Source organism: Gemmata sp. (assembly GCF_051859125.1).
GTDB lineage: Bacteria > Planctomycetota > Planctomycetia > Gemmatales > Gemmataceae > Gemmata.
On record NZ_JBHYGG010000146.1, the window covers coordinates 1 to 14,394 of the forward strand.

General features: G+C 69.2%; 14 protein-coding genes. 3 read left to right on the forward strand and 11 right to left on the reverse strand.

Annotated elements, in window-relative coordinates; genetic code table 11:
- The coding region (locus ACTIGN_RS14415) for a glycosyltransferase family 2 protein (protein ID WP_439624964.1) at positions 1-509 on the forward strand (509 nt) is incomplete at its 5' end.
- Between the two features lie 12 nt (positions 510-521).
- Here the strand turns inward: ACTIGN_RS14415 and ACTIGN_RS14420 are convergent.
- The 6 genes from ACTIGN_RS14420 to ACTIGN_RS14445 form a co-directional block, all read right to left on the reverse strand.
- Positions 522-2,459, reverse strand: a complete 1,938-nt coding sequence (locus ACTIGN_RS14420; protein ID WP_439624966.1) for a DNA gyrase/topoisomerase IV subunit B — start codon at positions 2,457-2,459, stop codon at positions 522-524.
- A gap of 43 nt (positions 2,460-2,502) precedes the next feature.
- Positions 2,503-2,748: a hypothetical protein gene (locus ACTIGN_RS14425; RefSeq protein ID WP_439624968.1), complete on the reverse strand. Its 246-nt coding sequence runs from the start codon at positions 2,746-2,748 to the stop codon at positions 2,503-2,505.
- A gap of 11 nt (positions 2,749-2,759) precedes the next feature.
- A complete protein-coding gene (locus ACTIGN_RS14430; RefSeq protein ID WP_439624970.1) occupies positions 2,760-3,179 on the reverse strand; it encodes a hypothetical protein in 420 nt (139 codons plus the stop codon).
- Between the two features lie 7 nt (positions 3,180-3,186).
- Positions 3,187-5,535 carry a DNA gyrase/topoisomerase IV subunit A gene (locus ACTIGN_RS14435; RefSeq protein ID WP_439624972.1) on the reverse strand — a complete coding sequence of 783 codons (2,349 nt, stop codon included), beginning with the start codon at positions 5,533-5,535 and terminating at the stop codon, positions 3,187-3,189.
- Between the two features lie 162 nt (positions 5,536-5,697).
- Entirely contained in the window at positions 5,698-6,633 is a 936-nt protein-coding gene (locus ACTIGN_RS14440) for a phosphate/phosphite/phosphonate ABC transporter substrate-binding protein (RefSeq protein WP_439624974.1), read from the reverse strand.
- A gap of 125 nt (positions 6,634-6,758) precedes the next feature.
- A complete protein-coding gene (locus ACTIGN_RS14445; RefSeq protein WP_439624976.1) occupies positions 6,759-8,165 on the reverse strand; it encodes a TolC family protein in 1,407 nt (468 codons plus the stop codon).
- A 215-nt stretch (positions 8,166-8,380) separates the two neighbouring features.
- Here ACTIGN_RS14445 and ACTIGN_RS14450 point away from each other — a divergent pair, with 215 nt between their 5' ends.
- Positions 8,381-9,892, forward strand: coding sequence for a thiamine phosphate synthase (locus ACTIGN_RS14450; protein ID WP_439624978.1), 1,512 nt, complete (start codon positions 8,381-8,383; stop codon positions 9,890-9,892).
- A 228-nt stretch (positions 9,893-10,120) separates the two neighbouring features.
- The gene (locus tag ACTIGN_RS14455; protein ID WP_439624980.1) at positions 10,121-10,585 is read left to right on the forward strand and encodes a hypothetical protein; all 465 of its coding nucleotides are present in this window, start codon (positions 10,121-10,123) and stop codon (positions 10,583-10,585) included.
- A 429-nt stretch (positions 10,586-11,014) separates the two neighbouring features.
- Here ACTIGN_RS14455 and ACTIGN_RS14460 read toward each other — a convergent pair whose 3' ends face one another.
- From ACTIGN_RS14460 to ACTIGN_RS14480, 5 genes are all read right to left on the reverse strand, one after another.
- A complete protein-coding gene (locus ACTIGN_RS14460; protein ID WP_439624982.1) occupies positions 11,015-11,662 on the reverse strand; it encodes a dihydrofolate reductase family protein in 648 nt (215 codons plus the stop codon).
- Between the two features lie 90 nt (positions 11,663-11,752).
- The gene (locus ACTIGN_RS14465; RefSeq protein WP_439624984.1) at positions 11,753-12,535 is read right to left on the reverse strand and encodes an SDR family NAD(P)-dependent oxidoreductase; all 783 of its coding nucleotides are present in this window, start codon (positions 12,533-12,535) and stop codon (positions 11,753-11,755) included.
- A 47-nt stretch (positions 12,536-12,582) separates the two neighbouring features.
- Positions 12,583-13,062 carry an ACT domain-containing protein gene (locus ACTIGN_RS14470; RefSeq protein WP_439624986.1) on the reverse strand — a complete coding sequence of 160 codons (480 nt, stop codon included), beginning with the start codon at positions 13,060-13,062 and terminating at the stop codon, positions 12,583-12,585.
- Between the two features lie 31 nt (positions 13,063-13,093).
- Positions 13,094-13,396: a thioredoxin family protein gene (locus ACTIGN_RS14475; protein ID WP_439624988.1), complete on the reverse strand. Its 303-nt coding sequence runs from the start codon at positions 13,394-13,396 to the stop codon at positions 13,094-13,096.
- Positions 13,397-13,399: 3 nt separating this feature from the next.
- The gene (locus ACTIGN_RS14480) at positions 13,400-14,305 is read right to left on the reverse strand and encodes a twin-arginine translocation signal domain-containing protein (RefSeq protein ID WP_439624990.1); all 906 of its coding nucleotides are present in this window, start codon (positions 14,303-14,305) and stop codon (positions 13,400-13,402) included.
- Positions 14,306-14,394: the final 89 nt, after the last annotated feature.

The window sequence follows — 14,394 nt, forward strand, 5'->3', positions numbered from 1 at the left end:
GCCCGTTGTACGGGGGGGTGTGGGGGTTTTTTTTGGTGGCGGGGTTGGGGGGGGGTTACCCGGGGGCCGGGGCGGACGCGGGCTCGCGCACCCCCGCCCCCCGACTCCTGACCCCCGGGTTAGTGTGGGGCGCGAGTGCCGCGGCCGCGTTCTACCGCCGCGACGCGCTCGTGCGGGCCGGTGGGTTCCCCGATCACTTCAAAGCGTACTTCGAGGACGTGGACCTGTCGTTCCGGTTGCGGCGGCTCGGCGGCGAGGTGGCGTACGACCCGGCATCGGTAGTGTGGCACCGGGTGTCGAGCAGCTACGGGGCTCGGCCGTCGCGGCGCACCCTCGAGCAGCAGTCGTGCAACGAGGAGCGGGTGTTCTGGCGGAACGTCCGCGGGGCCGAGCGGCTCCGGTGGCTCCCGCGGCACGCGGCCGTTCTCGGGGCGAAGGCCGTGAAGCGCTTCGGGGAAGGCACACTGCTCCCGTGGCTCCTCGGCCGCGTCCGCGCCGCGCTGGGGTAGGCGCGCCGGGCGCTACACGTCGAGGCTCGCGGCGTCGGCCTGCTCGGCCCGCTCCATGATGAAGTTGTACCGGTGCTCCGCCTCCTTGCCGAGCAGCTCCTGGAACGCCTGGTCCGCGTCCATCGGGCTGTCCACGTCCACCTTCAGCAGCGTGCGGAACTTCGGGTCGAGGGTCGTGCGGGCCAGGTCCCGCGCGTCCATTTCGCCCAGCCCCTTGAACCGCGTCTCCTCGATCTTCGCGTTCGCCTTCAGCCCGGCCTTGATCTCGGCCTTGTGCGCGTCGTCCCGCGCCCACAGCGTCTCCTTGCCGACGTTGATGCGGAACAGCGGCGGCTGCGCGAGGTACACGTGCCCCTTCTTCACCAGGTCGTGCATGTGCCGGAAGAAGAAGTCGAGCAGCAGCGTGCTGATGTGGCACCCGTCGGAGTCGGCGTCCATGAGGAGGATGATCTTGCCGTACCGCAGCCCGTCGTAGTGGAACTTGTCGCCGGCCCCGGTGCCGATCGCGGTGACGAGGTCGGCGATCTCCGCGTTCGCCAGCGCCTTGGCCGTGGACTGGTCCTCGCAGTTGAGGATCTTGCCCCGCAGCGGCAGCACGGCCTGCGTGACGTTGTTCCGCCCCTGCTTGGCGGACCCGCCGGCCGAGTCGCCCTCGACGATGAACAGCTCCGTCTCTTCCCAGTTCGTGGACTTGCAGTCCGCGAGTTTGCCGGGGAGGCTGAGCCGCTTGCTGCCCGGGGCCTTGCGCTTCACCTCGGTGACGGCGGCGCGGCTCGCCTCGCGGGCGCGGGCCGCGAGCACGATGCGGCCGACGATCGCGTCGGCGGCGGTCTTGTTGTTGTTGAGCCACGCCTCGAGCGCCGGCCGCACGAAGTTGTCGACCGTGGCTTCCATCTCGGGGTTGTTCAGCCGCTGCTTGGTCTGCCCCTCGAACTGCGGCTCGCGGACGAACACCGACAGCACCCCGACGACCCCCTCGCGGATGTCCTCGGCGGTGATCTTCAGCCCCTTCACCTTGATGTCGTGCGTCTCGATGTAGCTGTTCACGGCCTTGCGGAGCGCGCTCTTCAGGCCGTTCTCGTGCGTGCCGCCGTTGGGGGTGCGGATGCCGTTGACGTAGGACCGGTACGTCTCCTCGGTCGACTCGGTCCACTGGAGCGCGACCTCGACCTTCCCGGCCCCGTCGCGGGCGGCCGAGAACGCGGCCTCGGTCACGCTCGGCTTCTGCGCGTCGGTCACCAGCTTCGCGAGGAACGCCGGGAGCCCGCCGGGGTTCGCGAGTTCGACCGTCTCGCCCGACACCTCGTTCTTGAAGGTGATGTGCAGCCCGCTGTGGATGAACGACATGTCCTCCAGGCGGGCCCTGAGCGTGTCGCCGTCGAACTTCACGACCTTGAAGATGCTGTCGTCGGGCTCGAAGTAGATGCCGGTGCCGTGGCCGCGGAACGGGCCGAGCCTCTCGATCTTCCCGAGCGGGGTGCCCTTCGCGTAACTCTGCTGGTACTCGAACCCGTCGCGGCGGATCGTCGCGACGAGCTTCTTCGAGAGCGCGTTCACGACCGACGCGCCGACCCCGTGCAGCCCGCCCGAGTGCATGTACCCGCTGTCCGTCTCCCCGAACTTGCCGCCCGCGTGGAGCACGGTGAGCACCAGTTCGAGGCCGCTCTTCTTGTGCTTGGGGTGGATGTCGACCGGGATGCCGCGGCCGTTGTCGACGATGGTGAGCGCCGTGCCGGACTTGTGCAGCGTGACGGTGACGTGGTCGGCGAACCCGTTGATGTACTCGTCGACGGCGTTGTCGAGGATCTCCCACGCGAGGTGGTGCAACCCCTTGGCGTCGACGCCGCCGATGTACATGGCGGGCCGCTTCCGGACGGGCTCCAGCCCCTCCAGCACCTGGATGTCCTCGGTGCGGTACGCGGCCACTTTCAGTGCGGGTGCAGCGCTCATGTCGTCAAACCCTGGCTCGTGGCCCTGTCCGTCGGGAGGACGGTTACTGGAAATACTTCTTCGAGAGAACGGACCCGGTGCTCGCGTCGATCACATAGTACGGGCCGCCGCCGGCGACCCGGGGCTTCTTGATGCGGTACTCGACGTGCCAGCCGTCGCCGTCGAGCCAGATCTCGATCCGGTACGGGCTCAGATCACGGTACGTCGCGAGTGCGTCGGCCTCCGCAATCGCAAGGGCTTGGTGGCTCGATACCCGTGGGGTAGTTGCGGGTGCTTCCAAGGTTTCCACGCTGCGACTCCTCACTGCGGGTACCCACCGGGGCCGCCGAATCCACCGACGCGGCGGTTCGGACCGGCGACGAAGACCCCGATCTCCGTCACGACGAACCAGGGCACGCCCGAGTCATCCGCCCACTTCCAATCGTCCGCGCTTGGTTCCGGTTCACCACCGTCTGCGGTCGGGATCGGGTGGGTGTGGTACGTTGCAACGAGAAAGTAGCCCGCAACATCCGGTGGTGCGCTCAGGTCAAGGAAGAGGCACCCACCCGGTGACGCGCGTCTCACGGTCACCTCACCACCGAGGTTCGCGTAGATGAACCCGCCCTCCTCGTGCCGCATTCCGGGTTGATCGACGAGCGAGTCTGCCCAAGCGGTCGCGAACGCTGCTTGCACGACCGGGTGTTCCTGCAATTCCGCTGCGGTCGGGGCTTCGGATATCATTGCTCGCTCACTCGTCGCTCTTCGGCTTCGCCTTGCCCTCGACCTCGTCCCAGTTCACAAGCTCGATGGCCGGGGGGACGACGCGCGTGAACCGCGTGCGCTCACCGGGCTTCGAGCCGGTGCCGCCGCGCTTCTGCGACTTGATCGCCCCGGGGCCGAAGTCCTGGTTCTTCCCCTTCTCGGTCTCCAGCACGATCTTGTCGAACCGGCCCCCGACCAGGACGCCGCCGATGCAGTCCTCGCCCTCGTCCAGCTTGATGCCGGCCACGCCGCGGCCGACCCCGGCCAGCACGCTCACCTCCTCGATCGGGAAGTGGATCAGGTGCCCGCTGCGGGCCGCGAGCATCACGCCGGTCTCGTCGGCGACGAGCCGCGCGAGCACGACCTTGTCGCCCCCGTCGAGCTTCGCGTACCGGCGGCCGGCCTTCGTGGACTCGGACCGGAACCCGGCCAGCGGCAACCGCAGCACGTTCCCGGCGCTCGTCGCGACGAGGATGTACGGCCCCGCGGGGGTGTCGCCCTTCGCGGGTAGGTCGGCCGGCGTGAACCGCGGGTCGGTGGTCGCCGCGCCGATCACCTTCACCTGGTCCGCGAGCCGGAAGAACTTCGTGATCGGCTCGCCGTACCCCGCGGTCGCCGGCACCTCGTTCATCCGCATCGTATAGGCGGTGCCGTCGTCGGCGAAGAACACGACGTGGTCGAGGGTGCTCCCGGGGATCACCGCGACGACCTCGTCGCCCTCGCGGACCCGGGTCGACTCCACCGCCGCGAGCCGGCCGACGCGCTTGAGCCACCCGTCGCGCGTCAGCACGACGTTGGTGTTCTCGCGGACGATGTACGCCTCCTCGCTGAACGTCAGCACGTCCTCGTCCGACGCCATCCGCGTCTTGCGGCGCTCGGGGAACTTCTCGGCCAGCGCCTCGAGCTCGCCCTTGATGACGCCCCACAACTTCTTCTCGGACGCGAGGAGCGCCTCGATCCGCTCGGCCTCCTTCTTCTTCTCCGCCAGCTCGTCCATGATCTTCTTGATTTCCATCTGCGCGATCTTGTACAGCTGCGAGTCGAGGATCGCGCCGACCTGCTCGTCGTCGAGCTTGAAGGTCGCCCTCAGCTTCTCGGCCGCGTCCGGCTTGCCGGTGCTCTCGCGGATGATCTTGATCGCGCGGTCGAGCGCGTTGAAGATGACCGCGAACCCTTCGAGGATGTGGATCCGCTTCTTCAACTGCCGCAACTGGTACTCGAACCGCCGCCGCACCGTGGCGAGGCGGAAGTCGAGGAAGTGCCGGAGCATCTCCTTGAGGTTCAGCCCGTCCCGCGGCACCAGGATCTTGCCGCCCGGCCCCGGCACCAGCGCCGTCAGGTTATAGGAGAACGTGCTCTGGAGGTCGGTGTGCTTGTAGAGGTACGCCATCACGAGGTTCGGGTCGGTCCCGGGCTTCACCTCCAGCACCAGCCGCAGCCCGTCCTTCTCGTTCGACTCGTTCGACTGCCCGGTGAGCTGCGGGAGCTTCCGGTCCTCGATGATGGTCGCGACCGTCTTCTCCAGCTTGTCCTTGTCGATGCCGTACGGGATGGAGGTGATGACGACCTGGGTGCGGCCCTTCTCGAGCTTCTCCTCCTTCCACTCGGCCTGCACCTTGATGGTGCCGGTCCCCTCCTCGTAGATGCGGCGGAGCGTGCCGCGGTCGGTGACGATCTTGCCGCCGAGCGGGAAGTCCGGCCCCTTCACCTTCTCCATCAGAACCGCGACGGTCGCGTCCGGGTTCTCGATGAGCACGATGCACGCCTTCACCACCTCGGCGAAGTTGTGCGGGGGGATGTTGGTCGCCATGCCGACGGCGATGCCGGACGTGCCGTTGACGAGCAGGTGCGGAAACTGCGCCGGGAGGACCACCGCCTCGTGCCGGGTCGAGTCGTAGTTGGCCCGGGTCTCGACGGTCTCCTGGTCGAGTTCGTTGAGCAGGTACTCGGCGGCCTTGGTGAGCTTGGCCTCGGTGTACCGGTCGGCGGCGGGGGGGTCGCCGTCGACGGACCCGAAGTTCCCCTGCCCGTGGACCAGCGGCACCCGCATGACCCACGGCTGCGACAGCCGCACGAGCGCCTCGTAGAGCGCGACGTTGCCGTGCGGGTGGTAGTTCCCCATCACGTCGCCGACGATCTTGGCGCACTTGAGCGTCTTCTTGTCGAACGTCAGGTGCAGGTCGTGGTACATCGCGTACAGGATGCGGCGCTGCACCGGCTTGAGCCCGTCGCGGATGTCGGGCAGCGCGCGGCCGGTGACCACGGACATCGCGTAGTCGAGGAACCGCCTGCGCACCTCGGTGGCGATCGGCACCGCCTCGATCGTCTCGGCCATGGGAGTCTCTTCCCCTTAAAACTCTCGACTACTGAACGGGTGAACAGAAAGATAGCAGGTTCGGGCGCGGCGCAGAAGGTCGGTTTGCGGCCCCGCGGTACGGCACAACCCCCGCGCGGGCGGGGGTTGTGGGGTGGGTCGGTCACGCGTGGGCGGTGGAACTCACTTGTTCGGCAGCGGGTTCGGGGCCGACGGGGCCGCGGGGGGCACCGGGCCGCCCGGGGCCGGGTACGCCTTCGCGGCCGTCGCCACCAGGGTATGATACGACGCGGTGACGTCCTCGAACCCCTTCAACTGCCAGAACATCGAGAACAGGCGGCCCGGGCCGGTGTTCGAGCAGTCGAGCAGCCCGTTGCGGATCCGCGTCACCGTGGCCGCGTCGAACGAGTCCTTACGGTACACGACGACCGCCGGCGGGAGCTGCTCGGACTGGGCCAGGACGCGGAGCTTCTTGTAGCACCCGGGGAGCGCCCGCTCCAGCGCGATCAGCGACGAGACGTCCACGAGGGCCGCGTCGGCCTCGCCGTTGGCGACCTCGCCGAGGGCCGCCTCCGGGGTGAGCCCGCGGTTCTTGGCCGGGCAGCAGTCGCCGGCCGGCAGCCGCTCGCGGAGCCGCTCCAGGTACATGTGGCAGTGGGCCTTCGACGAGGTCGGGAGCACGACGCACGCGCCCTTGAGGTCCTTGACGTCGGTGAACGTCGAGTCCACGCTCACCACGAGGCACGCCTGGACCTTGCCGCAGGTGGGCACGGTCGCGACGAGGGGGATGAGGCCGGGGGTGTCCTTGACCCAGGCGTACTCGAACCCGTGGAACACGCCGATGTCGAGCTTGCCGGTCGAGAGCTTCTCGGCGAGGGCCTTGTAGTCCTCGACCACCTCGACCGAGCCCTTCATCCCGGACTTGTCGACGATCATCGACTGGAGCGGGCGGGCGGCGGCGTTGACCATCGCCGACGGCACGTCCTTGAACATGGGCTTCAGGAGCCCGATCCTCAGCTCGGCCGGCTTGGCGTCGGCGGCCGGATCGGCGGCCCCCGCGGACTGGGCCGCCGCCAACAGTAAGCCCACCCCGACGTACACCCGGAACGCGCGAATCACGACACACCCCTTTGGTAGAGAACCCCGCGACTGGACCGACGCACACCGACCCCGTCCGCACCCGGCCCCGCTGGGGGGCCGGGCGTGTTTCCGGCCCCTGTACTACGAAAGGGGCGTGTTGTTCGTTAGCGGCCCGGGAAGGCCGGCTGGATCCCGCCGGCCGTGATCCGCTCGAGGGCGGACAGGGCGAGCAGGTGCTGCAGCACGGCGTCCAGGTACGCGGCCTGGGTCTGGGTCGCGAGCACCTCGGCCTGAACGACCACCGACTTGTCCTTGATGTTCTGCTGGTTCTCGCGGGCGCTCTTCTGAATGTCGCGGGCGAGGTCGAGTTTCTCCTTCTGGAGCACGAGCTTCTCGGTCGTCAGCTCGAACTCGAGGTACCCGTTCTCGGCCTCCAGCTTGATCAGACTCTGGGCGTTCTCGAACATCGCCTCGGCCCGCTGGCTGAACGCCATCGCGCGGCAGACGCGGTCGAACTTGCTGCCGACGAGCTGGGGCGGGAGTTCGAGGGCGACGCCGCCCGGGCGGTACTCCTTCAGGGTGCGCACGGCCTGGGGGATGTCCTTGGCGTGAATGTCGGCCCCCGAGGCGAAGGTCGGGACCTTCCGCTTGAACGGGACCTTGCCCTGGGCATACACTTCCAGGCGGAACGCATCAACCCCAGCCGAGGCGAGGGCCAGTTCGGGCCGCCGGCACAGCGCCTGCTCAACGACCAGGTCTTTGGTGATCGGCACCTTCTGCGCCATCAGCGGGAGCTCGTCGTCCTTGAGGGTGAACGGGAACGTCGCCTGGTCCACGGCCATCACCTGCCGGAGGGCGGCCATTGCCTGCTGCCGGCCGATCCGGGCCTCGGCCTGCTTCTGCCGCACCTCCCGCACCCCGATCTCCATCGTCAGGATCTTCCCGCGGTTCAGGCCGTCAAGTTTCTTGGGGTCCGACTCCTCCTTGAGGAGGGCCTTGGCGAGTTCGATGAGCTGGTCGAGTTGGTCGCCGAGGTCGCGGGCGACCCCCTCGGCCTGCTTGGCGTACACGGCGGTGTAGTACAACCGGGTGACGTCCTGCACGATCTCGTTGTGGGCCTTCTGGAACTCGGCGGCCGAGGCGTTCAGGCCGCGCTGGGCCTGCTGCTTGCGGATGTCGAGGTCGGGGTTCAGGATCGTCGCCGTGGTCCCGAACTTGAGCAGCGCCTTGTACCCGGCCTGGGTCGCGGCCATGCTCGCCTGGACCGCCTTCAGCGACGGCTGGCGCTCGAGAGCGACGGCGACGCACTCCCCCAGCGCCAGCGCCGGGCCGGTCTCGGCCGGGGCGAGGGGCTTCTCCTTGTCCACGTCGGCCCGGGCCTCGAGCGGCGGCACGAGGTGCTGGAACCGGACGTGGTGGGTCGTCGGCGGCAGCGGGGCCGGGACCGTGGGCGAGACCGCGAGGGCCGGCAGGACGGCGGGCGGCTCCCCGGCCGCTTCGACGCTCCGGAGGTGGAGCATCGAGCCGCCGAGCAGCACCGCGAAGGCCAGTCGAGTGACAAGTCGTGGCATCGGCCGGGTCCCCTCACACAAGTCGCGCATCGCAGGCGAGTCCGTAGTTAAGTGAACCATCGGCGCGGCCCCGGGCGGCTCTGGACGGGCGGTCCCCCGAACCTGGTACAATTCGGGGGGCGTGGTGCCGGCGGTTCCGACTGTAGCGGCCGGACCGGCGCCCGGGCCGTTCCAGCACCGACGTTCAGACGCACATGCACCAGATGAGTCCAGGGGTGGAGCGGGCGATCGCCGGTGCCCGGTCGCGGGCGGCCCGGGGGGCCGCGCCCGCGGTGAAGCTCACCCACCTCGCCCTCGCCCTTCTAGAAGACGACGAGGGCCGCCCGGCCGTTCTCCTCGAACGCGCCGGGCTTCCGCTTGCCGCTGTCCGCACGGGGCTCGAAGCGGTCGCGGACCCGCCGGACGCCCCCGCCGACGAGGTGCTCTTCGGGGCGGCCCGCGACTGGTCGATCACCCACCGGTACGACCCCGAGTTCCTGACCGACGGGTTCCTCCTCGCGGTGCTGCGGGCCGACCCGGGGTTCGAACGAGCGGCCGCCGGTTTCGGCCTCGACGCCACGAAACTTGAGGCGGTTCTGCTCGGTCGCACGGAGCCCGCACCGGACGCGCTCGCACCCCCGGCACCACTCCCCGCCCCCGAACCCGTCACCCCGCTCGCGGTGCTGACTGGTCCCGACGCCGGCGACGAGGCGGCCGCGGCCCGTGTCGTGGACGTGTGCTTCAACCGCGCCCGCGAGGCGGCCCGCGTGCTGGAGGACTACTGCCGGTTCGCCCTGAGCGACCGGTTCCTGACCGAGCAGGTGAAGGAGGTGCGGCACGCCCTGGGTGCGGCCGCGGCCCGGCTCCCGCGGCACGTCCTGCTCGCCGCCCGCGACACGCAGGCCGACGTGGGGACGACCGTGACAGCGGCCGGGGAGTACGACCGCACCACGCCGGCCCAGGTGGCGGTCGCGAACCTGAAGCGGCTCCAGGAGTCGCTCCGCAGCCTCGAAGAGTTCGGCAAGTTGTTCGGGCCGGAACTGGGGCGGGACGTGGAGGCGCTGCGGTACCGGGCGTACACGCTGGAACGCGCCGTCGTATCGGTCGGGCGGAACCGCGAGCGGCTCGCGGGGGCGAGGCTCTACGCGCTACTGACCGCCGCGCAGTGCACCGCGGCCCTCGACTGGACCATCGCGGAGGCGGCCGCCGGCGGGGTCGACGTCGTGCAACTGCGCGAGAAGAACCTCAGCGACCGGGAGCTGGTCGCGCGGTCGCGGGACGTGCGCCGCTGGACCGAGAAGGCCGGCGTGCTGTTCGTCGTGAACGACCGGCCCGACGTGGCCCGGCTCGCCGGGGCCGATGGGGTTCATCTTGGTCAGGACGACATGACCGTGGCCGACGCGCGGCGGGTGGTCGGCCCCGACGCGCTCGTCGGCGTCAGCACGCACACGGTCGAGCAGGTGCGGCGGGCGGTCCTCGACGGGGCGGACTACCTCGGCGTCGGCCCCGTGTTCCCGTCGCAGACGAAGGCGTTCGACGCCTTCCCCGGGTTAGAATTCGTCCGGGCGGCTGCGGCCGAGACGGCGCTGCCGGCGTTCGCGCTGGGCGGGATCGGTCCGACCAACCTGGGGCAGGTGGTGGCCGCCGGCGCCACGCGCGTGGCGGTGAGTTCGGTGATCGCCGCGGCCGAGGAGCCCGGTCAGGTGGCACGGTTGCTGCGTGCGGGGCTGGAACCGTCCCCGTTGTGACGGCGCTCGGGTGCGGCATTTGCGGAGAGTTTGTAGTTCCCCGTTACCGGGCGGGGGGTCCTGGTCGAAAAAGGAGACGGGGCGGCGGCCTTCGGGTAAACTCGGGCGGTTGGTAAAATGGGCGAAATGCATAGGACAATACCGGTTGGCGTAATCCCGGGGGTTGCCCGGATCATCTCACCGGGGCCGGAACGTGACGACTGTGAACCCCTGCGGCGGAGTCACGGAATGGATGGGATCCGAGAGCTGCTGTCGGCGGTGCGCGACGCCGACATCGTGGCCGGAAACTTCCGGGGGCTGCTGCACGTCGCCATCGGTCGGAAGGTGACGCGGCCGGACGGCTCGACGGTGTCCATGGGGGTGACGTGGCGGGAGCTGGCGGCCGAGCTGAAGGCGCTGCGGTTCGACCAGGACCTGGTCCGCGAGTACGGGGCCGACCCGGACGACCTGACCGCCCGCGACCGGGAACGGTTCTGGTACGCGGCGATTTCGGTGGCGCGGGTCGATTCCGCCGAGGCGATCGCCGAGGCCGACCGACTGGCCCCGAAACTCAAGGCACTGGGGTTCGTGATCGGGCCGCCCCCCGGCGCGGCCGCCGTCCCGCCCCCACCGCAGCCGACGTCGCGGTTCAAGGCCCCGCCCCCGAAAGATCGGGACAAGGACGACAAGACCGGGAAGAAAAAGAAGAAGTAGCCTCACGCCTTCGGGCCGCTGGACCCACGGGACGCGGCGAAGCGGGGCCGCGCGTCGTCCGTCCGGGACGACCTGTTTGCAAAAGCGGGCAAAAAACCTCGCAAGGCGGGCCAATCGATCGTGCCGTCACAAACCTCAATTGCAACGAGGCTTGCAACGGCACGATCGATTGAGCAGTCCCGGGGTTGAACCGGGGACCTAGCGATTTTCAGGCAGCCGCGATGAACCCGCCGATCCTCGTGAACTCCTGAGATTTCAAGCAGGAGAACAGCGCGTCTCAACTCTGCAAGGGTCGGGATTCTGCAGCTTTGTAGCAAGGAATCCACGAAGCCGTCCGAGTGTACGGAAGATTGCGGGAGCCAATCTGGGGGCTACGTACACCTTCAATCCGAGTGGACTACGATTCGTCACCGCCATTATCTGGCGCGACTACGCCTTCTTGCGGACGACGACGTGGGTCGCGTTCGGAGTGCGCACCTGCTCGGCGCACTCGTACCCCAGTGCGACCAGGTCCACCCCTTCGAACAGCCGCTCGCCGCGGCCCAGCAGCACCGGGCCGATCGCGATATGCAACTCGTCGATCAGCCCTGTCCGCAGTCCCTGCTGTACGGTGGCCACCCCGCCGCCGACCCGCACGTCTTTCCCCCCGGCCGCCGCTCTCGCCTGCCGGAGCGCCGACTCGAACCCGTCGGTGACGAAGCGGAACACCGTCCCGCCGCTCATCTCCAGCGGTGCCCGGGGGTGGTGGGTGAGCACGAACACCGGGCAGTGGTACGGCGGGGTGTCGCCCCACCACCCCTTCCACGATCCGTCCGGCCACGGCCCACGGACCGGGCCGAACATGTTCCGCCCCAGGACCCACGCCCCGACGTTCTCGAACCCCCGGGCGGCGAACCGATCGTCCACTCCCGTTTCACCGCCGTCCTGGCCGAACATCTTCCGGAACGTGCGGGTGGTGAGGGCCCAGCCGTGGAGTGCCTTACCGCCCACCCCGAGCGGGTTCTCCAGGCTCTGGTCGGCGCCGGCACCGAACCCGTCCAGCGAGATGGAAAAGCTCTCGACCCGAACCCGTGACATGCAGCCGCTCCTCGTTGCGACGACCGGTTGAACTTTCCACTCGCCCGCGGACCTCATCCGGTGCTGAACACGGGGGCCGGAACGTCCCGCTCAGATGATCGACCGCAGCAGGCCACCTTCGACCCGCAGGGCGGCCCCGTTGGTCGCGGCCGAGAGCGGGCTGGCCAGGTACGCCACCATGTGGGCGATCTCCGCCGGGTCGATCAGCCGCTGGAGCAGCGACGACGAGCGGTGCACGCGGAAGAACTCGGCCTCCGCCTCGGCCGCGTCCCCGGCCTGCCGCGACACCGACCTCAGGAAATCCACGATCCCCTCCGACTTGGTCGGACCGGGCATCACCGTGTTGACCGTGACCTGCGTCCCCTTCGTCAACTCCGCCATCCCCCGCGACAGTGCCAGTTGGCACGACTTCGTCACCCCGTAGTGGGTCATCTCGCCGGGCGTCATCACCCCCGACTCGCTGGCGATGAAGATCACCCGCCCCCACCCGCTGGACAGCATCCGCGGGAAGTAGTGCCGGGACAGCCGCACCCCGCTCATCACGTTCACGTTGAACAGCCTCAGCCAGTCCTCGTCGGGGATCTCGGCGAACGGCTTGGCCTCGTAGATGCCCAGGTTGTTCACCAGGATGTCCGCCGTCGGAACTCGTTGAATCAGGGCCGCACACCCCTCGGCAGTGGCGGCATCGGTGACCACCCCCTCGGCGTCGCCCGCCCGCCTCACCGCCGCGAGCGCGTCGTCGATCTTCGGCTGGGAGCGTCCGGTGACGAACACCTTCACCCCCTCTCGGGCGAGTTCCTCCGCGATCGACAGGCCGATCCCCGCCGTCGAGCCGGTGACGACCGCGGTCTTACCCTTGAGTTGCAGGTCCATCTTCAGTTCCCACTGAGCCGGAGGTGAGCAAGGCGATGAAGAGGATCTTACAGCAACCACGCCCGACAACCCGCACTTGCGCGAATGCCCATTTGCGGCACGCTGCCGTCACGACCGCCCGCACTCGGTGGCCAACGATTCTGCGGAGCGGTCGCAACCGTGTGCTCGACTGCCCCGTCGATGTCGCGATCCCTCACGAGCAGGTAGTCGGTGCCAAGGGTCGAGACGTCGAGGACGCCGACGCCCGCGTCCGCGAGCGGAACGAGGAGCGAGGCCGGCACCCCGACGGTGGTGAACGGGATCGGTCCGGCCGGCCGCAGGCACCGCCAACCCGGTTCACACCGCACGCCGGGCGGCACCGCGTACTCGCGACATGCGACCGACAGTTCATCGGCTGGGTGGGTCACCGACACGAACGGACCGCCGACCGCCCACTCCGCCACCGAGGCGGCGACCAGCCGGCAGACCGCGAGAAAGTCCGGCAACTGGTCGAGGGCGAGGCGATGGGGAGAAGTCGTCGCGCACACCTCCGGGGTACGGCCCGTCGCGGCGACGGCGTCAGCCGGCCGGTGCCACCAGGGCGGCCCGCAGCGTGGCCTCGTCGGTCACCCCCTCGAACCGTCGCACCACCCGGCCGCCGCGGAACACCAAAAGGAGCGGGATGGCCGACACGTCGAACCGGGCCGCCAGGTGCGGGTTCGTCTCGGTGTTGACCTTGCACACCTTGAAGTCGCGGGCGATCGCGGCCAGGACCGGGTTCATGGACCGGCACGGCCCGCACCACGCGGCCCAGAAATCGACCAGCACCGGGCCGGGGTCGTCGAGGACCTCACGCTTGAAGTTGTACTCTTCCAGCAGCATGACTCATCCCCCGATCCGCTTCAGGTAGCGATCGGCCGACCGCTCGACCGCGGCCTTCGCGTCGGTCTTGACGACCTGATCCGGGAACGCCCCGTACAGGCGGTCGAACGCGAACGGTTTGAGGCTCCTGACGACCTGCCGAATCGCCGCGGGGCCGAGCGGGATCAGGTTCGGGTAGCTCCACATGAAGCTCACCCACTTGCGGTCCTGGCAGACGTAGGGCTGGTCGCCCGAGAGCAGCACGCCCTTGCCCGCGGCCCCGGCGGGCCAGTGGAGCACCTGGAACCCGTCGAAGTGCCCGCCGGTCTTCACCAGCGTCAGGCCGCCGAACAGGGACTTCGAGTCGCCGTCCCAGAACTTCACCACGTCGTCGGGACGCATCACCCACTTCGCGTCGTTCTTGTGGATGTGGACCGGCACCTTCCCGAACGCGTGACTCCACTCGACCATCGTGGTGAAGTAGTGCGGGTGCGACACCGCGATCGCCGCCAGCCCGCCGAGTTGCTTCACCGCTCCGACCGTCGCCTCGTCGAGGGGCGGGACGCAGTCGAACAGGACATTCCCCTCTTTCGTCCGGACCACGAACGCACGCTGGCCGATCCCGGCCTTGGGCTGCGGCAGGATCGAGTGCAGGTCCGGTTCCTCCTCGGTGAAGATGTTCTTGTGCGTCTTCCGGTACTCGTTGAGGGTGGTCCACCTCTGCCCGCCGTGGCCGACGTACTGCCGCTCGTCGAGGCAGATCGGGCAGCCCTCCGGCTCCTTCTCGGTCGCGGCGTACTGCATCCCGCAGGTCACGCAGATGAAGTGCTTCATGGCGGCGGCTCCGGACGCCGTGCCGGCGAGCCCGAGGGCGACGCCGGCGGCGGTCGAGTGCTGGAGGAAGTCACGGCGGGTCTTGTAATCGGGCACGGGGTACTCCGTGGGAGAGCGGGCGACGTCCGGCACCGCCGGGCGGTCATTGTACCCGGCCGCACTTACCATGACCTCGGACGCCCGAT

Excerpts from the sequence above, each read along its gene's own strand:
- ACTIGN_RS14420 (WP_439624966.1), bottom strand. The coding sequence starts at position 2,459 with ATGAGCGCTGCACCCGCACTGAAAGTGGCCGCGTACCGCACCGAGGAC.
- ACTIGN_RS14430 (WP_439624970.1), bottom strand. The coding sequence starts at position 3,179 with ATGATATCCGAAGCCCCGACCGCAGCGGAATTGCAGGAACACCCGGTC.
- ACTIGN_RS14435 (WP_439624972.1), bottom strand. The coding sequence starts at position 5,535 with ATGGCCGAGACGATCGAGGCGGTGCCGATCGCCACCGAGGTGCGCAGG.
- ACTIGN_RS14445 (WP_439624976.1), bottom strand. The coding sequence starts at position 8,165 with ATGCCACGACTTGTCACTCGACTGGCCTTCGCGGTGCTGCTCGGCGGC.
- ACTIGN_RS14455 (WP_439624980.1), top strand. The coding sequence starts at position 10,121 with ATGGATGGGATCCGAGAGCTGCTGTCGGCGGTGCGCGACGCCGACATC.
- ACTIGN_RS14460 (WP_439624982.1), bottom strand. The coding sequence starts at position 11,662 with ATGTCACGGGTTCGGGTCGAGAGCTTTTCCATCTCGCTGGACGGGTTC.
- ACTIGN_RS14465 (WP_439624984.1), bottom strand. The coding sequence starts at position 12,535 with ATGGACCTGCAACTCAAGGGTAAGACCGCGGTCGTCACCGGCTCGACG.
- ACTIGN_RS14475 (WP_439624988.1), bottom strand. The coding sequence starts at position 13,396 with ATGCTGCTGGAAGAGTACAACTTCAAGCGTGAGGTCCTCGACGACCCC.